The sequence below is a fragment of the Shewanella sp. SM32 genome, from assembly GCF_025654235.1.
Taxonomy (GTDB): domain Bacteria; phylum Pseudomonadota; class Gammaproteobacteria; order Enterobacterales; family Shewanellaceae; genus Shewanella; species Shewanella oncorhynchi.
Window position 1 is genome coordinate 1 of record NZ_JAKKRO010000008.1, and the last position, 23,018, is coordinate 23,018.

Annotated in this window: 11 protein-coding genes and 1 pseudogene; 5 read left to right on the forward strand and 7 right to left on the reverse strand. The window is 46.5% G+C overall.

The genetic code is table 11. The features are described 5' to 3' along the window. Positions 1-155 (reverse strand): annotated as a pseudogene (locus L5M10_RS04910) (IS4 family transposase); the annotation flags it as partial. A 201-nt stretch (positions 156-356) separates the two neighbouring features. After that, positions 357-3,176, reverse strand: coding sequence for a TonB-dependent receptor (locus tag L5M10_RS04915; protein WP_263185560.1), 2,820 nt, complete (start codon positions 3,174-3,176; stop codon positions 357-359). A gap of 495 nt (positions 3,177-3,671) precedes the next feature. Between L5M10_RS04915 and L5M10_RS04920 the strand changes: the two genes are divergently transcribed. From L5M10_RS04920 to L5M10_RS04935, 4 genes are all read left to right on the forward strand, one after another. Beyond that, on the forward strand, positions 3,672-5,294 hold the full coding sequence (locus L5M10_RS04920) for an alpha-glucosidase (RefSeq protein ID WP_263254948.1): 1,623 nt from the start codon (positions 3,672-3,674) through the stop codon (positions 5,292-5,294). A 141-nt stretch (positions 5,295-5,435) separates the two neighbouring features. After that, positions 5,436-6,707, forward strand: a complete 1,272-nt coding sequence (locus tag L5M10_RS04925) for a sugar MFS transporter (RefSeq protein WP_173496672.1) — start codon at positions 5,436-5,438, stop codon at positions 6,705-6,707. Between the two features lie 143 nt (positions 6,708-6,850). Then, complete coding sequence (locus tag L5M10_RS04930; RefSeq protein WP_173245073.1) at positions 6,851-8,065, forward strand: RsmB/NOP family class I SAM-dependent RNA methyltransferase; 1,215 nt, start codon at positions 6,851-6,853, stop codon at positions 8,063-8,065. Between the two features lie 148 nt (positions 8,066-8,213). Beyond that, positions 8,214-10,478 (forward strand): EAL domain-containing protein, encoded by a 2,265-nt coding sequence (locus L5M10_RS04935; RefSeq protein ID WP_263141869.1) that lies wholly within the window; start codon positions 8,214-8,216, stop codon positions 10,476-10,478. A 206-nt stretch (positions 10,479-10,684) separates the two neighbouring features. Here L5M10_RS04935 and L5M10_RS04940 read toward each other — a convergent pair whose 3' ends face one another. Further along, positions 10,685-11,698, reverse strand: coding sequence for a D-alanine--D-alanine ligase (locus L5M10_RS04940; protein ID WP_263254949.1), 1,014 nt, complete (start codon positions 11,696-11,698; stop codon positions 10,685-10,687). A gap of 321 nt (positions 11,699-12,019) precedes the next feature. Here L5M10_RS04940 and L5M10_RS04945 point away from each other — a divergent pair, with 321 nt between their 5' ends. Beyond that, the gene (locus tag L5M10_RS04945) at positions 12,020-12,490 is read left to right on the forward strand and encodes a GNAT family N-acetyltransferase (protein WP_263254950.1); all 471 of its coding nucleotides are present in this window, start codon (positions 12,020-12,022) and stop codon (positions 12,488-12,490) included. 164 nt (positions 12,491-12,654) lie between these two features. Here L5M10_RS04945 and L5M10_RS04950 read toward each other — a convergent pair whose 3' ends face one another. From L5M10_RS04950 to recC, 4 genes are all read right to left on the reverse strand, one after another. Continuing rightward, a complete protein-coding gene (locus tag L5M10_RS04950) occupies positions 12,655-13,050 on the reverse strand; it encodes a hypothetical protein (protein WP_263254951.1) in 396 nt (131 codons plus the stop codon). 62 nt (positions 13,051-13,112) lie between these two features. Beyond that, on the reverse strand, positions 13,113-15,329 hold the full coding sequence (recD, locus tag L5M10_RS04955) for an exodeoxyribonuclease V subunit alpha (protein ID WP_263254952.1): 2,217 nt from the start codon (positions 15,327-15,329) through the stop codon (positions 13,113-13,115). Then, on the reverse strand, positions 15,326-19,123 hold the full coding sequence (recB, locus tag L5M10_RS04960) for an exodeoxyribonuclease V subunit beta (protein WP_263254953.1): 3,798 nt from the start codon (positions 19,121-19,123) through the stop codon (positions 15,326-15,328). The genes recD and recB overlap by 4 nt, the downstream gene beginning before the upstream one ends. Beyond that, entirely contained in the window at positions 19,120-22,908 is a 3,789-nt protein-coding gene (gene recC, locus L5M10_RS04965; RefSeq protein ID WP_263254954.1) for an exodeoxyribonuclease V subunit gamma, read from the reverse strand. Before recC ends, recB begins: the two co-directional genes overlap by 4 nt. Positions 22,909-23,018: the final 110 nt, after the last annotated feature.

Here is a 23,018-nt window from a genome sequence, read left to right on the forward strand (position 1 = left end):
TTTCGACCTAACTCAGTCAAGGTCAGTGTCTTACATTCAATCGTCTTACATTCAATCAGTGCCTTAGAGGCCAGCATCAAGCTGTTTAATCGTTTTAGGTGAAGTTCTGGGCAGTATTGGTGTAAAGAATGTTGTAGGATATTGGCTTCGCGCATCTTGTTGTCCAAGTGTAGTTTTTAGCGAAACCATTTGATCATGCAACAAGATGCGCTTCCACCCTAATTTGATGATTTATTTGTAAATCATCAGGGGATTCTTCAGAGTAAAACGTGCTGGCATGATGAATGTTAGAAATGCTGAAATCTGCATAAGCAAAAGCCTGCTTCTTAATTGAAGCAGGCTTTATTTGGGGTAGTTTATAAAGAGTAACTTAACCCTAGGAAGTACTGTCTACCGAAGTATTGGATTGTTCCTGTTTGATGTTCTTCACCAAAATAGGTTTTGTTCGGCTCATCGGTTAAGTTATTAATTTGGAATAAGAACTTAAGTCCATTTTCCAGTGCGTATGAAGCTTGATAATCCACAATTGTTTCGGCATCGAAGAAAGCAAGTTGTGATTCAACTGCCACTTGTTCTGAAACATAGCTACTACGATATCTCATGCTGACGCGAGTATCGAAACCATCCAGAGTATAGAACAAGGTGGTGTTGAGTACGCTTTCTGATAAACCTGGTAATGGAATGGTTAAGTTTGAACCACTTAAATCTGTGGTAAATTCCACTTCACTGTCTGAATACGAGTAGCTGCCAGTGAAGCCAAGACCGCTGAGTGGCGAGGGCAAGAAATCAAATATTTGGGTATAACCTAACTCAACACCACGAATGTAGCCGCCATTGTCGTTGTTGATTGCAGTTTGATATTGACCCAAATTTTTATTAACAGGATAAGTGACGCCATTATCAACTACTGTATCTGGGACAATAAAACCTTCAGATTCAAAATCAAATTCAGTGATAGTGAAATCGTTGATGAAAGACTTGATGTCTTTATAGAACAGAGCTATCACCACGGCGCCTTCACTGTCTTCGAAATAATGCTCGTAAGACAGATCGAATTGATCGGCATAGAAAGGATCAAGCAAAGGGCTGGTGTTACCCCAGGCATTGTATGTCTTATAGCCTTTGTTTTCGTCGGAATACCAGTTGCCTCGTCCTGACTTCAGCTTATTGATCGGTGGACGAGCCATCACAGAGGCTGCGGCGAAACGCAGTTGATCATTTGACGTCAAGTGGAAGTTGAGGTTGAGTGATGGTAAGTAGTCTGTGTAGGTCTGACCGATTTCATTGCGGATATAGTCAGTGCTGATAACACCCTTTTCGTCCGCGATAGGCTCGCCCAAACCGAAGCCGATTTGTTGCAGACCTGTGCTGTTCTGATCCGTGTGAACCACTCGCAGCCCTAGGTTACCTGTTACTTTGACATCACCCAGATCAAACTCTAGATTGCCCTGTACATATCCTGCCAGTATATCTTCATTAACGGCACCGCTTTGGATCATGGTCCAGTTATCCGACCAGTTAGCCGTCGGATTAAATGGGCCTTGACCCGTCGCTGCCAATTGATTGTTGACCAGCTCCACAGCCTTGTCGAAATCGATCGATAGGAAGCTGGGGTAGCCTGAAAGTTCACCACCGAAATTGACTATATTTGTCATGTCATCATTTAACACCAACACTGGTTGATTGGCGGGGTTAGTGTCAAATTCGAAGCCGTAGCCTGCTTGAGAGCGCTGGGCGTTGAATTCACGTTCTGAGTAGCGCAGACCAAAATCAACTGAAGTTAAGAAACCAGAATCTAATGCATAGTTAAAGTCTAACTTGTAGGCGACAAGATCATTTTGTTGATCGTATGGCCACATACCCACTTCTTTTAAACCCAAGGTCGCGGTATTGGTATAGTCGTTTGAAAAACTGACATCGGCTGGGCTTAAACCATGTAGTTGATAATTAATTGATTCGGCTGAGCGTACTTCATTACCTATATCATCATATAAAACGGCACGAGTACCGCCGTTGACGAACTCACCATCGGCTTTTGAATAGCTCACATCACCTGCGACAGTTAATGCGCCGCCATTGTTCCACTCAATATTGACTGAGCCTGATGTCAGTTCTGAATATTTTGAGTCGTTATCATTGATAACAAAAACGGCAAAGTTATCAGTACCATCAGTTGATACCGTTCCGCCTGTCATAGAACCATTTTCGACAACCGCATCACTAATAGTACCGTTTTTTAATGACTTAACGCGAAAGCCTCGGGCAAAGTTTTCGGAAGTGAATTTTGAATGGAATAAATCACTTTTTACACTGAGATTGTCTGTTGGTTGCCAATGGATAGCCGCCATATAACCATCACGTGTATCATCACCGCCTTTTTGCTGTAACTCAAAACCTTCACTGATTGATTCGGCAGCACCGTCGCCATTGACATCTTTTTTATCGTCGTTGAAACGTAAACCAATGAATTGACTGGCAACATAAGGTTGGTACAAATGGGCATAGCCTAGCGCCACACCGAGTGTATCTTCAAGGAATTTGCCTTGATAGGCAAAGCTAAGACGGTTGCCATATTGATCGGCATCGGAAATCTCATCCGCTCTGTCATTAAAACTGCCGCGAGCATTGATATTAAATGATTGGTCTTTGTCGCTTTTTAAGGGATCTGCGGTTTTTAATTCTACCGTACCGGCGACGCCACCTTCAATCAGCGAGGCTTTTGGTGTTTTATAGACGGCGGCTTGACTAATTAATTCGGATGGATATTGGTCAAACTCAATCGCGCGTTTACCGCCCGTTGTCACTTGTTCGTGTCCATTAAGCGTTGCAAAGACGAAATCACCATCAAGACCTCGAATATTGAGGCCGCTTGCTTGTCCACCAGTGCGCACTGCGGTCACGCCTGGTAAGCGAGTCAGTGCATCAGCGATTGACTGATCGGGAAGGGCGCCAAGATCATCTGCTGAAATCGATTCAGAGACAGTATCTCCAAAGCGTTTATCATTTAGTGATTTGATGACACTGGTTCTAAAGCCTTTAACTTCAATAACCTCAATAGCAGCTTCTTTTGCTTTTGCTTCCTTATCTGTGGTCACTTCATCTGCCGCATAGGAGTGCATACTGGCACCTGCGGCGATGAGCGCTAAGGTTAGCAAACTGGGTTTAAATCGCATCATATCTCTCTTCCCCTTGGAGTCGCTTTATCGCTTTGTAGAGCGTTTTATCGTTATCACCGCGTTATTTTTGCGGCCTTTTTTTGGTATATGGGCGCTTAATTGACTGCATAAGTGCTGCGTTTATGACCAAATTGTTATGCAACGGTGAAGATACTACTCCCGAGTTTCTTAGCTGAACAACAGAGTGCATACGTATTCAATACCTAGCAGAGTTAAGAATAGACTGTGATAGAGGGTGAACTCAGGGAATAAAATGATTTTATTTTGTAATCAAGTGACTGTTACTAAAAAGTAAATTTCATTGTGATGCCATGTGACTATTGGCTGCATCTTCTGCATACGTATGCAGGTGTATTGAACCTTATTTCCCTCTTCACGTATGCTCGGTAACACAAAAGAAGCCGCGATGACTTTACTCTGCAGTAACAAAACGATAACTGTTTGCTTGAGTGTGTTAGGGAAAGTTCGCTGTAGAATAATGATAAAGGGGCAACAATGAGTGAGTTAACGTGGTGGCGTGGTGCAGTGATTTACCAAATTTATCCGCGTAGCCTTTTAGATACCAATGGTGACGGCGTCGGGGATTTACGCGGCATTATTATAAAGCTGGATTACATTGCGAGTCTCAATGTCGACGCCATCTGGATTTCACCTTTCTTTAAATCTCCTATGGCAGATTTTGGCTACGACATCAGTGATTACCGTGAAGTTGACCCTCTTTTTGGCACTATGCATGATTTCGATGAATTGATTGAAAAAGCCCACGGTTTAGGTATTAAGGTCATTATTGATCAAGTATTAAGTCATACCTCGGACCAACATGCGTGGTTTATCGAGAGTCGCGAAAACCGTTCGAATCCCAAGGCGGATTGGTATGTGTGGGCCGATCCTAAGGAAGACGGTACAGCGCCTAACAACTGGCTCGCGATTTTTGGCGGTTGTGCTTGGGAGTGGGAACCGCGCAGACAGCAATACTATTTACATAACTTCCTGCGTAGTCAGCCCGATATTAATTTCCATCATCCCGAAGTGCGCCAAGCTGTGCTGGATAACGTTGAATTTTGGCTTAAAAAGGGGGTAGATGGCTTCCGCTTAGATGCCATTACCTTTTGTTATCACGATGAACTGCTCAGGGATAATCCGGCAAAACCTAAGGATAAACGTCAGGGCCGTGGTTTCAGTGAAGATAACCCTTACGCATATCAATACCATTACTACAATAATGACCGTCCGCAAACCATCGCTTTTATTGAAGATTTACGAAAGCTCATCAATCGCTATCCAGGAGCGGTGACCTTAGGCGAAGTCTCTGCCGAAGATTCTTTGGCTGTAATGGCTGCCTACACTAAGGGCGAAGATCGCCTACATATGGCCTATAGTTTTGAGCTATTAACCGACGATTACAGCGCAAGTTATATTCGCCAAACCGTAGAGGCTTTGGAAGCGAGCATAGGTGATGGCTGGCCATGTTGGGCTATCGGCAATCATGATGTGCAGCGTGTAGCGAGTCGTTGGGGGCAAGGTAAGCAGAATTCAGACATGGTCAAAATGCTTAATGCCATGCTAAGTTCGCTGCGCGGCAGTATATGTAGTTATCAAGGTGAAGAACTCGGTCTAACCGAGGCGCCAATTGAATACCATGAGCTGCAAGATCCCTTTGGCAAAACATTTTGGCCTATGTTTAAGGGGCGTGATGGTTGCCGTACGCCAATGCCGTGGCAGCAAGGCGCTGACTTTAGTGGTTTTAGTGATGTTTTTCCTTGGCTGCCAATTGCACCTGCGCACCAAGCGTTAGCTGTGGATCTACAAGAATCTGATGCTGATTCCATGCTCAATGGTTATCGACGTTTTCTGGCTTGGCGTAAGTTACACCCAGTGTTAGTTGAAGGTGATATTAAATTTGTTGATGCAAAGGAGCCCATTTTGGCCTTTGTTCGCACCTTAGGCGATATAAAAGTGTTCGTGGGATTCAATTTAGGTGATACCGAGGTCGAGTTTGATTTCTCTGCATTTGAACTCAATGAACCGCTGACGGGACACGGCCTTAAAACCGCACAAATAGAACACAATCAGCTGAAGTTTTCGGCATTTACCAGCTTTTATGCAATGTTAAAGTGAAAATGATTCATTTTTATTCGGTTGAAGTGTTATAGATACGGGATCCCAAGCCCACAGTTCGATATAAACCCGCCCACGGGCACCATGGGGAATGTAACCTTAATTAGTTCCTGATAATAAAAACATACAGAGAGAATAACTATGGCGTCATCAATTAATACTGGTAGCTACACGAGCAGCACTGGCGAAAATGGGTCGGGCAGTTATCGTTTTGCCTTGATCTCATTGACTTCACTGTTTTTTATGTGGGGTTTTATCACCTGCTTGAACGATATTCTAATCCCGCATCTTAAAGCTGTGTTTTCACTGAATTATACTCAAGCCATGTTGATCCAGTTTTGTTTCTTCGGTGCTTATTTTCTAGTCTCAATCCCTGCGGGTAACTTAGTGAAAAAGCTGGGTTATCAAAAGGGAATTGTTACAGGTCTCGTGATTGCAAGTATTGGTTGTGCGCTGTTTTATCCTGCGGCGGCCCTCGCTACTTACAACTTGTTCCTCGGTGCATTATTTGTTTTGGCATCCGGTATCACAATCCTGCAAGTGGCAGCTAATCCTTATGTCAATGCCTTAGGCAGTCGCGAAACTGCGTCGAGTCGTTTGAATTTAACGCAAGCGTTCAACGCCTTAGGCACAACGGTTGCGCCGTTTTTTGGTGCTATGTTAATTCTGTCTGTCGCCAGTTCAGTATCAGGCGATTTAGCCCAAGCGAGCGCTGAAGCAGAAGTAGTTAAACTGCCATACCTGTTACTTTCTGGCGCCTTGGCAATTTTAGCGCTGATTTTTGCGAAGTTAGATTTACCTGTGATCCGTGAGCATGATGAAAGTGTTCAAGGTGAAGTTCAGACCCATCTAGGTAAAACCAGTGCCTTACAAAGCAAGCACTTAGTGCTCGGTGCTGTGGGTATTTTCGTGTATGTCGGCGCAGAAGTGTCTATCGGTAGCTTTTTAGTTAGCTTCTTAGGTGAAAGCCATATAGCGGGTATGCCAGAAGCCGAAGCCGCCCATTACATCGCCTATTATTGGGGCGGCGCTATGGTGGGACGTTTCATTGGCTCTGTGGTGATGCAAAAAGTACCAGCGGGCTCAGTGCTTGCATTTAATGCTTTTATGGCGGCACTACTTGTGGTTGCAGCGATGACAACCAGTGGCAGCATTGCTATGTGGGCAATCCTTGGGGTGGGGTTATTTAACTCGATTATGTTCCCAACGATCTTCAGCTTAGCACTTCGTGATTTAGGTCCACACACTTCACAGGGCAGTGGCATTTTGTGTTTGGCGATTGTGGGCGGCGCGATTTTGCCTTTATTCCAAGGCATGTTAGCGGATAATCTTGGCGTTCAGCTCGCCTTTATTCTGCCCGTGATTTGTTATGGTTTTATCCTGTTCTACGGGGCTAAAGGCTCAAAAATGTAATGGGTTAAACTGACTGTGGCAAAAAAGCGATCTTAGGATCGCTTTTTTTATGGCTTTAACCTTAACTCGGCGCCAGCGCGCTTGCGTATTAGGGCCTGACCTCCTATGATCCTCCGGTTTTATCATTCATGGTGACCTTTTAAATGTTGAATTCTCCGCTTTCTGCCAGCTCGAACGAATTAGTGATCAGTATCTTAACTATGGTGCTGAGCCAAGGAAAACCCTTAGATCGGGCCTATTCTCAGCATTTTTCTGGGTTGCAATTGGTACCCGCCGAGCAGGCGCGTATCGCATTAACGACGGGTGATATCCTACGTCGTTTAAATTTATATTGTTATCTGGCGGAAATTAGTCCAGATGAGATGGAGCGTTTTGGCTCTAAATTGCTTAATGCCTGGCATTTATTTCATGGGCTTGAACTGCCTAAAATGCAATATTCGCTGCAAGTTGATGAGGTGCGTTTAGCTGAGCGTATCGAGCAAGCGAAAACTAAGCCTGTGTTGTGGGACGGTTGCCCTGAGTGGCTCGATGTTATGGGCCGTGAGCAACTAGGTGAGTCTTGGGAAAAAGAGCGCGCCGCGTTAAGTACAGCGCCGAAACGTTTTTTACGCGCTAATAGCCTTAAGGTGACTCGTGATGAACTGGCCGCTAAGCTTGCCGCTGAGTTTGTGAGCACGCTCTGTGTTGATGGGGTTGATTCCGCCCTTGAAGTGACCTCCGATTCTGCCTTGTTCCGTACCCAAAGCTTTAAAGATGGCTTATTCGAGCAGCAGGATGCGGGCTCTCAGCGCGTAGCTGCGGCGCTTGATGCCAAGCCGGGGATGAAAGTGATCGATGCTTGCGCGGGTGCGGGCGGTAAAACCTTACACATAGCTGCGCAAATGCAGGGTAAAGGACGCTTGTTGGCCATGGATGTGGAGCAATGGAAACTCGACAAACTCAAAGAGCGTGCCCGTCGTAATGGGGCACACAATGTCGAAACCCGTGTTATCGCCAGCAGTAAAACCATTAAACGCTTAAAGCTCAGTGCCGATAGAGTATTGCTTGATGTGCCTTGCTCTGGTTTGGGTGTATTAAAGCGTAATCCCGATGCAAAATGGCGTGATACCGTAGAGCGTTTACCCGTGTTAATGGAACTGCAAAAACACATTTTGAGCAGTTACAGCCGCATGGTCAAAGTCGGTGGCATAGTCGTCTATGCGACTTGTTCTATCTTCCCTTGCGAGAACCGCGGTCAAGTGGATGCGTTTTTAGCCGAGAACCCCAACTTTCGCCTGATTGAGGATGAAAGTATCAGCCCAGCCGATAGCGGCTTTGATGGCTTTTACCTTGCCAAACTTGAACGTATTCAAGAATAAAGCATTGCTTTTTAGACTAAAGTAAACCTTTTACCGCGCAGGTAAAGGGTTTACTTAATTAACATTAGTGCCTAGAATTTCTTATAAGTTATAAATATTTAACATTGTTAATCAGTATTTATATTGCAACTTTGCTCTTAAGGAAATTATGGCGTACGGCGTTAACCTTCCAGATCTGCTCGATCATGCAGACGTTAAACTCGCCCACAATGTCAGCATAGCTTGTTATAGCAGTATTCTTTCTATGCTGCTCAATGGCGCACCGCTACATGAAATCTTGCACGCCTTAGTCTTAAAAATCGAAGCTCAAAAAGTAGGAACCAGAGGGTCTGTGTTACTGCTCAGTGCTGACGGTAAACGTCTGTTATTAGGTGCCGCCCCCAATTTACCCGACAGTTACAATCAAGCCATTAATGGTGTCGAAATTGGCCCCAATGTGGGTTCTTGTGGCACGGCTGCCTATTATGCGCAGCGTGTCATCGTTGAAGATATCGCCCAACATCCTTACTGGGTTAATTATAAAGAACTGCCATTACGTGCAGGTCTTAAATCTTGCTGGTCAGAACCTATCAAAAATACTCACGGTAAAGTGCTAGGCACATTTGCCATGTACTATGATACGATAAAGTCCCCAACAGAGCAGGATTTAGGACTCATTTCAGAGGCGGCAAGACTGGCGAGTTTAGCCATTGAACGCAGTCGTGCAATGGAATTTCAGCATTTAGCTGTGAAAATTTTTGATCGGTTACCCCTTGCTCTGGTTATTTCCAATTCTGACGATGCAGTTCTCTATGCTAATCCTGCTTTCAGACATATAGTTATCCCTCAAGATACTGATATCGCTAACTTTCATCCTAAGATTTTTTTAGCATCATCCCAATCTAATGAATTAGTGGGGTTATTTGAGCATTTAGCTCAGGACAGAATGTGGCAGGGTGAGTTGGTGGGTCTTAGGGGAAATGGTGAGGAGTTTTATCTTGACCTTATCGTCACGACCTTCCGAGAGTCCAATGGTCAGCAACCCTGTTTTGCATGGCTATTTTCAGACATTAGTGAACGTAAGAAAGCGGCGCAGCTGATTAAGTATCAGGCCAATAATGACTCTCTTACGGGACTTGCTAACCGCAATGCGTTATTCAAGCAGATCCAGGCGTTAATTACCTCCGATAGTTTGACACCCGGCTTTAGTTTTATGTTGATGGATTTAGATAACTTTAAGCAAGTCAACGACACCCATGGCCATGACAAAGGTGATGCACTGTTAGTGCAAGTGGTTAAACAGATCAGCGAGTGTGTCGATGACACTATGGTGTTTGCACGCTTAGGAGGGGATGAGTTTGCCTTGCTATTACCTGGGGTTGTTAACCAGAAAGAATTGGCACAAATTGCAGATACAATTAACAAAAATGTGGCAAAACATTATGTGCTAGCCGATGGAAAAGGTGTTTATAGCTCGGTAAGTATAGGGATTGCACGTTTTCCTGAAGATGCCCTCGATCTTGAACAGTTGTTAAATTGTGCCGATCAGGCCATGTATATTTCTAAGGCAAATGGTCGTAATCGATATCATTTTTTTACTGAACAAATGCAGCTAAATGCCGAGCGTGTTGCTAGCCTTCATAATCAGCTTAAGCAGGCATTAGATCAGCATACCTTCGAGCTTTATTACCAACCTATAGTCAATGCGACCACTGGCCTGATTGTCCGTGCTGAAGTGCTGCTGCGCTGGCAGCATGAGGGAACGTTTATTCCACCCGATGAATTTATTCCCATCGCTGAAAACAGTGGTTTAATCGTTGATATTGGTCGAGATGTTCGCCTTGGTGCTATGCAGACTATTTTAGAGATGCAGGAGCGAAATTGGCCCATTAATTTATCCGTGAATGTCTCGACCTTTGAGTTTTGGTCCCATGAACTACAAGATGCCTTTGTGGAGTCCTTTGCTGCGATTACTGAGCAACTTGAGGTGACAGATTTCCCCTATGACAGATTAACCCTTGAGATCACTGAATCTTTATTGATGAAGCAACATACGTATCTTATTGATGTACTTAATAGTTTGCGAGTTAAAGGGATTAAAATTTCCTTAGATGATTTTGGGACGGGTTACTCATCTCTATCTTATTTAGCTAATTTCCCTATCGATCAAATTAAAATCGATAAGAGCTTTATCGACAGATTAGATGAAGGCAAACGTCACGAAGCGTTGGTGGAGGCCATAGTGCGTTTAAGCCATGCGTTAGATTTAACTGTGACGGCAGAAGGGGTAGAAACTGAGTCCCAGCTTAAATTTGTAATGGCGAATCATATTCAAGAAATTCAAGGCTATTTATTTTATAAGCCTATGCCCAAAGCTGCATTCTTTGCCCTGTTGGCAAAGCAAGCTGAGCTGCATAAGGGTTTTGACGTTTGACCTTGATGTTTGACCTAGATGTGAGGGCGGCTTAATCAGTGATAGTCTGATTTTAATCTAGGGTTTAGATGTAAGGTAAGAATTCAAGTTTTAGATATAAAACATTGAAAAATAATAAATAAAAAGAGCGCCGAGGCGCTCTTTTTATTACTGGAAACAGGTGCAGCACTGAGTCTCTGAGTTTACATTGAGTCAGGTGGCGAGCGCTAAGATTTAGCGGTTATCTGGCTGTTAATCACTAGACTCAAGTATTCAGTAAAGTCATGACCGTGATTTTGCAGCATTTTGGGGAACATAGAAATCGGCGTAGAACCTGGGAAGGTATTGATTTCATTTAGTAAAATTTCATTATCCGCGGTTAAGAAAAAGTCGATGCGCGACAGGTGACGCAATTTCATACCTTTAAATGCCTTGATTGCATAGGCGCGGATTTGTTCACTGATCTCAGTTGACACATGCTGTGCCACCACATCGGTGCGTGCTTTACTGTTTTTGGCATATTTCTCATCGAAGGTGTAGAAGGTGTTGGTATCACAGATGATTTCACCTGGTACTGTCGCCACCACTTCACCGTTGTACTCGTATACTGCGACTTCTAACTCACGGGCTTTAATGGTTTTTTCAACGATAACATAGGGCGCATAGCCGAAAGCATCTTTAAGCACGCCAGCGACTTTATCGCTGTCATCGACTTTATAACAACCAACAGAGGAACCCTGTGAGGCCGCTTTGACGAAGATGGATCCCCATAGTGCTAATGCGGCTTGGGTTTGCTCTATTGCTGCATCATCGAATTGGTTTAGAAAAATATACGGAGTATTCGGAATACCTAAGGCCGAGAACCACATTTTAGCGGTGATCTTATTAAAGCAGTTACTGCTAGCCTCGGATTCACAGCCAAAATAGGGCAGTTGGATCAGGTTAAAATAGGATTGAATGTCACCTGTTTCGCCGGGATAGCCATGAATGCAGGGAATGACGTAATCGACCGGCCATGGGGCTTTGCTCTCATCGCGGAAGCGAATTTCACGGCTATTGGTCAGTTCACAATCATCACCCGCAGCGGTGCGGTATTGACCAAATTTATCCAGTTCGACTCGCAATACACAAAACTGCTCGGATTTTGCCAGTGAGGTTTCAAAATAATTGGCCGACATGAGTGAAATATCGTGTTCGGCACTTCCGCCGCCGCACAGCAAAAGCAGGTTGATCTTAGACATTGTGAGTGATTCCTCAAAGTGAGCAAAATCGGATGACATCGGCCTGTGGCAATACGAATATCATCCTATAGTACAGCCGCTGTCATCTTAGTTTTCTTGCCCCTATGAGTGCAAGGTTTTGCTGACTGATGGCTATTAAGTGGTGAATTTTAACGCATTACATCGCATTGCAAATATGGGGTTGTGCCTTTGTCGGGTTTATTTTGATTTTTGTGGCGTGAGATGGCAATGTCGTTGGACTATTGCTTCGTTACCGTCATCTAAACTGTGCAACCCAGTACGAGTGACATTGACTTTAGGCAGATTACAGCATGGTATCTCATGGTGAATAAAAACATTCGGTTAGCCCGCTTAAAGGATACAGATAGTGTGCAGGTATTACTTGAGCAACTCGGTTATTCTTTGCCCCATGCCGCTTTAGCCCAGACGTTAAGCCAATATCAGCATGACTCTTTGCGCCGCAGTGATGAATTACTGGTGTATGAGCAACATAATGCGCAGGGTGACCTGCAAGTTGTCGCTGTGATGGCCTTAATGTTCTTTGATTATTTCCCCGCCTTGAGTCGTATCTGTCGTATAACCGCAATTGTGGTGGATGCCGACATGCGGGGTCAGGGCGTTGGCTCTCAGTTGATTGCCTTTGCGAAAGAAAGGGGAATGCAAGAGAATTGCCAGTTACTCGAACTCACTACATCGATGCAGCGCATTGCCACACAGCAATACTATGAAAGTATAGGGTTTACCAAAACATCTTTTCGCTACAGCTTAGTTTTGAGCGAACCAAACGGCTAATTCTTGGCTCGAGCGAGCATAATCAGATCCGTTGTCCTTGTGCCTTCGGGTACCGGAAAAACGTTGCGGGTGACATTGATAATTTCAAATTGGTTTTAGCAACTGATAATGTCTGGCCTATAACCGATATTCAGTCATGCGAATTTGTACATTAATACAAAAGCTCAGAGTAAATAGTTCAGATCAAAACAGATGTTTAGCCCTAAGTTATAGGCATGATTTTTATGTAAATTCACCATTAACTCTACATCCATCAGTTGCGCTAAGGTCACTGGTCTCGCTTCCCCGCGCGGTGCGTGGCCAGCATCATTACAGTGTGCTAGGTATAAACGTCGCGTACTTTGATGTATGCCAAAATACGTCATATTACAACGCTGGCTAATCGTTAAATAGGGCTCAAAGTCGAGTGCATATACCTGCATGTCTTGAAATACTGACCACTGGATATAGCGGGTTTTTTCATAATAACGTTTAGGTAAAGCGGCATCTGGTGCTATGGCGTCAAACAAGGCAATAACGGCTTGTAGATCCTTAAGTGTAATAATGTCCTTTTTAATCAATGTTTAAATCCTTAGTTTCATGGTTAGAGTAAATCTAAAAGCCATATCTTAAAATGTAGTTCCTAAAGTGTTCCCCATTGACCACAAAGCTTCATTGACCCCCAAAGGCGGTCGGCAAGACCCGATGCGCGTTGGGTTGCTTGGCTACTGGCCCGCTCGAATACGTGCTGGGTGCCTAAGCAGGTAAAGTGGACTTTAGCGCGGGTGATGGCGGTGTAGACCAACTCTTTGGTCAGCAGTTGCCACTGGGCTAGGCTGGGGCTCGGCGGCAATACTAAGGCCACACGGCTAAATTCGCTGCCTTGGCTCTTGTGTACTGTCATGGCGTAACAGGTTTCATGGCTGGGCAAACGGGCTGGCAAGACTTTTAACAGGCTGCCATCGGCCTTGATAAAGTGCGCCATTAAACGTTCGGGTTTATCTTCATCCTGCAAAATCAATCCGATATCACCGTTAAACAGGCCTAAGTTATAGTCATTGCTTTGGATGATAATGGGCCGACCCAGATAAAACTCCTGTAGCGGTTTAATCAGCTTGGCATTGGCCAGTGCTTGAGTCACATACTGATTAATGCCTTCAACCCCATAATCGCCCGAGCGCATAGCACATAGAATACGGTACTGGTTAAAGCGTTCAATGATGTCAGCTGTGCTTGGATGCTTGCTTAAATCACTATTACTCGTATCGCTATTCAAGGCGCTGAGATAAGTGCCATATTGCTGGCAGGCTTGCTCCAGTAGTAAATTGAGTCCCATATTATTAGCAGGCTCGCTTACTTTGGCTTGGGTTTGGCTTACGACCATACTGTGTTCTAACCAGCTCAATTCTGCAGGTCCCTGTTGCCATACCTGCAAAATACCTTGAAGATCTGCGCGATTGACGGCACTGGCGAGCAGTCCAATCCCTGCATCGCCTTTAAATCTGTGGCTGTGCATTAGCATACATAAGCTATCGCCAAGCTTAGGGGCGTCGCTGGTATAGGGCGTTAACTCAAAACCTGTTAAAGCACTCAGACGCTCGGCTTGTTCCTTGGAATAGCGCATTTGCCACAGAGCAGGGCTGTTTGACGCTATGTTGTTCTGAGCAAGGTTATTGGGATCTACTGGTATTTTAAGTCCCGCACAAATATCGGCGAGCACAGCGCCAGCCTCAACCGAGGCGAGTTGGTCTTGATCGCCGAGTAAAATCAAACTGGCGTGCTCAGGCAGTGCGCTGAGCAGTTTGTACATCATGGGCAAATCGACCATAGAGGCTTCGTCGACGATTAATAAGTCGAGCCTAAGCGGATTACCTTGATGGTGGCGAAAGTGCGGCGAATTGGGGATCACCCCAAGCAGCCTGTGTAAGGTTGATGCCTCCTCTGGAATACGTCCCAGAGCCGTTAAAAAGTCTTGGCTATTTCTATTGCGAGCTTCATCAATAACATTAGCATGGGCGCTGAGTTCCTTCGCCAGACGCGCTTTTGAGGCTTTGATTGATTCGCTTAAGCGAGCCGCAGCTTTTCCCGTTGGCGCGACTAAACGGATTTCCTGCTGTGATTCCATTTGTAGCAATAACAAAAGTTTAGTTACAGTGGTGGTTTTGCCCGTCCCTGGGCCGCCAGTGATCACCGACAGTTTTTTACCCAGCGCTGTGGCCGTGGCGACCTTTTGCCAATCAATAGGTGCTGTGTATTCACTGTTAGTGAGTGAATGGGGATCGCTCACATTGGCAGGGAACAGTTGATCTAACAGTGACCTCAACTTAGCGATTTGCGGTTGCTTTTGGTGGCTTGCTTCTTCAGATAAGTGCTTAGATACGCTTCCTGATAGGCGGATTAAAGAAGCGGCGACTGAGGTTTCAAATTGATGATAACGTTGTAAATAGAGTCTGCCATTATCAAAAATAAGCGGTTTGTTACTGCCCGCTTGGCCGACGGCATCAAAGGTTTGCAAGGTCTCTGTGAGCGCTTCGAGACTTAAACTGATTTTACAATGGCTATTTTGCTCGGCCATGGGATTAAGCGGCACAATATGAGCTAGCACTAGGCAGCTGTGCTGTGAAGATAATTGCTGGCTTAATAGCGCACACAGCAAAATAAACAAGGGCTGTTGGCTGTCGCTTGGATGCAAGTGACTCATTTCGAGTGCGAAATGCCGATCGAGCGGTGTGAGCAGTCGTTCTTGCTCCCACTGTTTTAACAGCTCTGGCAGCGGCGCTGTAAGCTGAATTGCGCCATGATCTATCCATTTCGCCGCTGTGAGTGAATGTGCATTTAGCCCTTGGGTTGAGCGCATCATGCCGTGACTCCTGTATCTATTGCACCAGCCAATCTGCTGTGAAATAAATTGTCATTAAAAAGTGAATCTAGCGCGAGAATAAGTGCCTTCGGCGGCTTGTCGTAGTAAATACCATAGCCGGGATATTGAGCCGACATTCCCCGTAAGAACAAGTAATAACAACCGCCGATGTGGCTGTCGTAGTCATAACTTGGCAGGCGTAAACTCAAATACCTGTGTAGCGCCAATGAATAGAGAATGTACTGCAAATCGTACCTGTGATCGGTTATTGCGCTTTGCAGCGCGCTCTGATGATAGGCATTGATGTTGTCGCCTAAATGATTCGACTTATAGTCGGCGATATAATATTGACCTTGGTATTCAAAGGTTAAATCGATAAAGCCTTTGAGCATGCCCTTGAGATCATCAAACTTAAGTGTCGACTCATAGCCAAACTGCTGCAGTAGTGTATTGAGCTCAATATCTTTAAGTTCGCTTAAGGGTAAATAAAACTCCATTTCGACTAAGGTATTCTGCGGCGATAACTTGGCTAAGCACAGATCTGGATGTTCAGGTTTGACGGCGCTTACGGCTCTTACATGGCTAGTGACCTGCGACTCTAAGGCGTGCGGCATAGCGCCGAGCGGTGCATGCAGCACATCCAAATACCAAGTATGTAATACTGTTTGCCATTCGGGCGCGATACCGTATTGCAGCATGGCTTTAGGCAATTGCAGCGGTAAGTCGATTTCTGCCTGCGTAAAATCAATCTCTTCTAACACTAAATGCATAAAGCTACCGGCATTGGCGCCGCGCTCAAAGTTAAAGCGATTGAGCATGTCATCCTGCAAATCATGACTTGCCTCATCAGGAATTGAGAGTGTTTGCACAGCCGTATATTCAAGCGTACCTAATATTTCATCGTCGGCACCCGGCGCGGTTTTACCATGGCTGGTATTTTTAACTAGGCCTGAATAACTGCCGACTCGCCACGGCGTGCAGTATTGGCGGGTTAAGGTTTTCGCGCTCAGTATTTGTGCTATGTCTTGGCTTGAGGGCAATGGCCGCTCGTCTATGTCATCGGGCACCTTATCAATACTTATGGCTTCCACATTTTGAGCGAGCTGCTGCGCAGCATTGCAGATACGGGCAAAGTCACATTCTGAGTCGCCTATGCCCAATAGATAGCCGATAGCGGTTTCATGTAGCTGACTTTTAAGACCATTTTTAAGCTGACGACTGTGGTTGGTGATATACAAGTAACACAAATACACAGGGCGAGTGAGCGCCACATATAACAGGCGCAAGTCTTCGGCCAAGGTTTCTTGTTTGGCGCGATCCCAACCCTCATCCGTGCCTTCGATATCCCATACTAGCTCTTGCTCACCTGCATCGTTGGTTCTGTGGTACAGCATAGGCGTCGGGCGGCGGCGATTGTCACGGGCTAGGCTGACAAAGGGCACAAAACACACGGGATACTCAAGGCCCTTACTCTTATGGATAGTCACAATTTGCACCAGATTCTGCTCGCTTTCAAGACGCAGCTGCTGTTCATCTGTGCCTGTGTTATCAATCAGTTGCTGTTCATACCAATTGAGCAGGGCACTCATACCATCAAGTTCGGTGGCTTTTTGTTGTAATAGCTCGGCAAGGTGGCGAAAATCCGTCAGGCGGCGCTCGCCGTTTGTGGCATCTTGCTCTTGAGTATCTACCTCTGCACTGGCGGTGTGCAGTAAACGGTCAATCAGTTTAGTGCTATTGGCAAGGCTGAGTAGCGCAGGCATGATGCCGCGTTTCTGCCACACTTGGTGCAAGTTAAAAAACTGCTCTAATAATAGCTGTCTGTGCTCTTCATCTTGGTTAAAGGCATGGATTTGCTCGGCGTTATAACCTAATAATGCCGTGGCTAGGGCGCTGCGCAGTGCCCGTTCATCTTTAGGGTTCGCTAGAGAGCGCAAAATTAACGCCATTTCCCGCGCTTCAAGGGTATCGAACACACTGTCGCGACTTAAAAACACCGCGCCTATGTGGCGTTTACTTAATGCAGTTTTCATCACGGCCGCTTCGTTGCGATCCCGCACTAGGATAGCGATGTCTTTGGCGATCAAAGGCCCTTTCGGGCTGTGGCACTCACCATTGGCTGCATCTGTCAGTAAACGGGTAATTTGTGCCGCCGCATCTTCGGCGAGCAAGTGTCTTGCCGTGGTTTTGTTGAGGCCGTTTTCTGCGCTTTCACTTAAGAGTCTTAATCTTAAGGCGGCGGGGTTTGCGGTTTTTTCAGTGAGGATTTTCCCTTTAGCACTGCTGGGCGTTTTCACGCTATCAAAGGGGATCGATTGACTGATAAAAGGATCGTGATGCTGGCTAAACAGATGGTTGACCCCAGCGACCATGTTTGCGCTTGAGCGGTAGTTGGTATCCAGATGATAGTGGGCCTGCGTATGATGACGGGCCTCAATATAGGTATGGATATCGGCGCCGCGAAAGGCATAAATGGCTTGCTTAGGATCGCCAATCATCAATAGGCTGAGCTTATTTTCAGTATCGTTTTTGCCTTGCTGCTCAAACGAGTAACGGTCTTGGTAGATACCAGAGAAGATCGCAAATTGCAGCGGATCGGTATCTTGGAATTCATCAATAAGCGCGACGGGAAAACGTGTTGCCACGGCTTTGGGCAAGGTTTCATTATTGGCGTTTAACGCGCTCGCTAATGTCGTGAGTAAGTCATCTGGGGTCAGCACATTTTTTTGTTGTTTTTGCTGGGCAAATCGCTCGCTTATGCCGAGTTTCGCACTATATAAAAATGCTGGTTTAATGGCGGCAATCAATGTGGCGAGTTGCTCCATATGATCCATTAGCGGCGCTTCACTCACACTTGGGATCACGCCGCCCTTGTTGAGTTTTAACTCAGACAACGATAAGGCTTCTAACTCTTTCAGCGGCGGTAACCCATGACCGAAGGCGAGCCAGTTATCCAGCGCATCGAACATGGCGGCGAGCTTGGGGTACTTATCCGTTGCTTTGCCAAAGCGGGTGCCATTCAGCGGCAAACTGTGTAGCAATGCCAATAAGCCATCGCGTCCCCTTGGCCAAGCTAATTTAAAGCGCTCTAAACTTTGGCGTAGTGACAGGGCTAAGGCATCAAACTTAAGCGCGGGTTTCAAAGGCTTTGCTTGGCTGGCGCCAAGGAGCGGTCGCAACTGTTTGACTAACCCATCGGGCTCGCCAAATTCCTTGGCAATGATTTGCGCTAAGTAATCGGGCAGCGGATAACAGGCCTCACGCCAAAAATCCCGCACGGCATGGTGCAAAAATTCGCTGTCGTCCAAGGTAAAGTCCGATTCGAACAGCAAGGAAGACTCAAAGGCGAGATCCGATAAAATTCGCTGACAGAAACCGTGAATGGTAAAAATCGCCGCTTCGTCGAGGGATTTAAGGGCGAGATCGAATCGCCTCAGGGCAATGGCGCGATCACTCTCTGGGGTGTTGTCATACAGCGCCTGCACAAAGGGATCGGCAATCGTTAGCCCTAAGAAGCACTTAAAGGCGACTTGAATACGGCGGCGAATACGATCTCTTAGCTCTTCGGTGGCCGCATTGGTGAAGGTAACCACGAGAATTTGTTCGCAGGTGAGCGGCGCAGGAATGCCATCACCAAGCAATAAGCGTAAATAAAGACCTGAAATCGTGTAGGTTTTACCTGTGCCAGCGCTGGCCTCAATAAGACGACTACCGCCAAAGGGCAGAGTGAGAGGATCAAGCGCTTGTGGTGCTGAATGTAAGGCTTGTGTGTTCAACGGCATCTGTTCACTCATGCTTGCTCTCCCTGTGCGCTATCGCGGTTCAAATGTGGTGCGAGAGCTTGTGTGTCAGTCGCGTGTTCATTAGCAGGGCCTTGGCTCATACCATCGTTGAGCGCAAATTCCTCAAGCTGAGCCAGCGTGTCTTTGAGATATAAACTCACCATAGGGCGATAGATACGCTCGGCTAATGCGCCAAAGCTATCCTCAGAGAACTCCTGCGGGAAACTGAATAATCGCTGGTAATGGGGCTCATTTCCTTCTCCAAAAGCAGCTTCACCCAATTGACTCTGCTCATCTAACCATTCGGGTAACGCTTGCTGCAAACGCTCATCGTGCTCACCCTCGCAGCTGACGTAGGCCAGTGATGTGCGCGGCATAAAACACAGTGGGTGTTGCTGGCCTTGATAAAACAACACTAACAAATCGGCCAGTAACGCATGGGCGCGCTCAGCAGTGATTGGCGCTAAGGCGTGGAAATGCCCCATGTCGAGTAGATAGCTTGCATGTGTGTGGCCCATTGCCATTAAACACAGGTGGCGAAGGTACAACCTCAGCACATCGCGACCGTGTGCGCTACCAGGACGGTAATTCACTAACCCCTTAGGGCTGATGTCATCGATACGACCTTGCAGTAACACTTGTTGGGATTTACCCGCCGTGATGGGCAAGTCAAACAGGAGTTTAATATCGGCGTGACTGCTGGCTTGTTCTCCCTTGAGGAACAAGGTTCTGCCAATCAAAGGTTTAATATCATGCTGATATTGGCGCAGTAGCAAATCATCGAAGGGCTGCATGGGCAAAGTGCCACTGGCTTTGAGGCGTTTAATCAGCTCGATATCAGGCTCAGTTAGGCCTTGGCCTATGGCATCGTCGAGTAACTTGGCCTGTAACATATAGCGCTCTAGGGCATTCAAGCTAAAGGGCTCGTCATTATCATCAGCCTGAATATTAAGGCTGAGATCGACTTTTAACGTACGGTTGAAGAAGTACTGCGCCGGATTTCGAAAGAAACGGATCAGGGCTGACACATCCACTTGCTTACTTTGCTGTTGTTCGTGCTCAGAATCTGGCTCTGGCACTGAGTCTTGTTCATCCGCGTCGAGCATGATGCGAGTTTGTGTGCCGATAAAGCGGCCTGCATGTGTGCCCGCAGTGTCCGTATTGGGCGGACACCATTGCAGGCTGTAACTTTGGCCTATGCCTGGGTTATGTTGGCTTATGTTTGAGCCATCTTTGTCATCATTTTTTACTGTGGCTTGATACAACTTAGGATCGAAGGGTTGCAGCGGCTGGTGGCTGACAATTGCGTTATAGAGGGCTTTTTCGGCATCCTCTGGGTCTATGGGGCTTGAAGCGTTTTGCGATTGAGCCAATAGCGTTTCAGGCAAATAGCACAGCTGACAATATTCAATCAGCTCAGAGACGAGCATAGAGGCGATACGTTCAGAGTTATCCCGTTCGCTGCGGCCAATATAGCTGATATACAGTTGTTCTCGCGCCGACAATAAGGCTTCTAAAAACAAATATCTGTCATCGAGGCGGCGGGAGCGATCGCCTTTACGGGCACCAAAGTGTGCCATTAAATCAAAGCCAACGGGATGTTGAACCCTAGGATAAACCCCATCATTCATACCGAGTAAACATACGACCTTAAAAGGAATCGAGCGCATCGGCATTAAGGTACAAAAGTTCACGCTTCCCGCAAGATAACGCTGGCCGACCCGAGATTCGGTTAAGCGTTGATTAAACCACTGTTGCAGCACTTCAATACTGAGGCTCAGTCCGCTTATACGCTCTTGGGTTAGCGCCTCTAGCGGATTTGTCTCTAACGTTTTTGTATCCAAGGGCCTGCCCGCTGACAGTAACTCTTGCTCTAGGGCGGCAATGGCATCGCGGATTTCCTGTAATTGTTCGCGTTCGTCTTCATCTGTGTCGTAGAAGGCATCTAGTAGCTCAGTTAATTCCGCTAAACGCAGGGCGCCCACTTGCGGCAGGGCGAGTATTTGCGCCGTTTCATCGAGCACTTCAATAAAATTGAGTAGCTTACCTAACGCCTGCGCCGATTGGCCTTCGATGCCAGTGACGACAAGATGGTCTTGGTAGAGCGGCGCATCGTCACTCAAGGCGTAACCTAAAATCAGCCTTTTAATACCAAAGGCCCACGAGTTTTGCTCAAACGCTGGCACACCTTGTTTAAGGCGGCTTTGTTCATTGCGGCCCCAGCGCACGCCTGCTTCATCTAACCAGCGGCGGATCAGTTGCAATTCATCGTCATCGAGCTGGAAACGGCGCAAAATGGCGGGCACTTCGAGTATGCTCAAAATGTCGGTCAGACCAAAACGACTTTGATTAATTCCAAGTAAATTTAAAAAGCTATTGATGAGCGGTGATTCCTGCGCTGCGCCGCGATCGGCAATGGCGTAGGGAATGTAATGCAGGCCTTGCTTCGCCGAGAAGACGGCATCGATATAGGGTGCGTAGGCGGCGACATCGGGCATCATGACCACTATGTCTTTGGGTGTCAGGTCGACATTATTGCTGAGTAACTCAAGCAAGTGATCGTGCAGGGTTTCGACTTCCCGCAGTGGGCTGTGACAACTCTTGACTCGAATAGATTCATCGTCGCGCTTAAGCAGGCGTCTGTTCTCGATATTTTGGTACAGCTCGGCATCTGGCCCTAGCACTCTGTCTAAGGTTTGCATCTCTAAAATATCGTATTGCACGCCGTGGAGCATGCTGGCGTTACTGTGTGGCGAGTTGGGATCGTCACAGGGCTCACAATACACATCATCACCAAAGTCGCAGTGTTCGGCGGGGAGCTCAAGCAGCATATCGAGTAATTCACGGCCCATCTTGCCGTTATTGGCAAGCAGCGGGTTACCCACTTCGAGTTTATCTTCCCACAGTTCGGCTAATTGGCGTTTACCCGCATATTGCACCGCCATGCGGGCCCGATTACGGGGATCAACAATGTCACCCCAATAGTGCTGACAGGGGCTTAAACCCAGTACGATCACATCGATACGGCCTGCTAGATGGTAAAGCACTTCAAGGGTTTGCGGCGCCATCGAGGAAATGCCAAACACAAATAGGCGTTGCGGTAATTTGGCGAGTGACGTGTCGGGATTATTCAGCGCGGCAATTAAGTCACTGTGCAGGTTGGCCCTGTGGTAATGGCTTTGATTAAGCTCATCACGATTAAAGGCAATCAGTGCGCGCCATAAAATGGGTTGCCAGCGTTGGTCTTCATTCAGCGGCTTGGTGAGTGATTCGGGATGCTCGTTTTGCTCCCACGCTAAAATCCAATCGGGGCGATACACTAAGTATTGGTCGAAGATATCGGCAATGCGGCCACAGAGTTGGTACAGCTTAATATCGTCAGCCGTCATATCACGGGTGTTGTGCAGTTCACTCGTGTCGGCGGCATTTGTGCTGGATTGCTGATGACTTAGATAGTGTCTCAATGGCCCAAAGGCGTCATCTTGTAACATGCGCGGTAAGAGTTGCATCAGTTTCCACGTCATCGCTGCCTTAGTGAAGGCGTTATCCTTGGGCACATTGGGCAATAAGTCATGGCACAACTGCCAGGTAAAGCTCGATGGCAACGGGAATTCCAATGCGGCGGCAATTCCATTTTGTTTGGCGATTTCGAGGCGTAGCCAAGTCGACATGCCGGGACTCTGCACCAGAATATGCTCGTTACTCAGTAGACGTGCAAAAGCAAGGGGTTGGGTCAGGTAAGCGGCTAAATGGGCGCAGAGCACTTCCATCTGATTGGACTGGATTAACTTTAGCATGTGCAACTCGGCATGGTGACAGTAAAACAATTCTATGTGTTTGATTTATAAGATTCAACACTATTGCAGCTTCTGTGGAATTAACCCGCAATTTTAGGTGTTTATTGGTG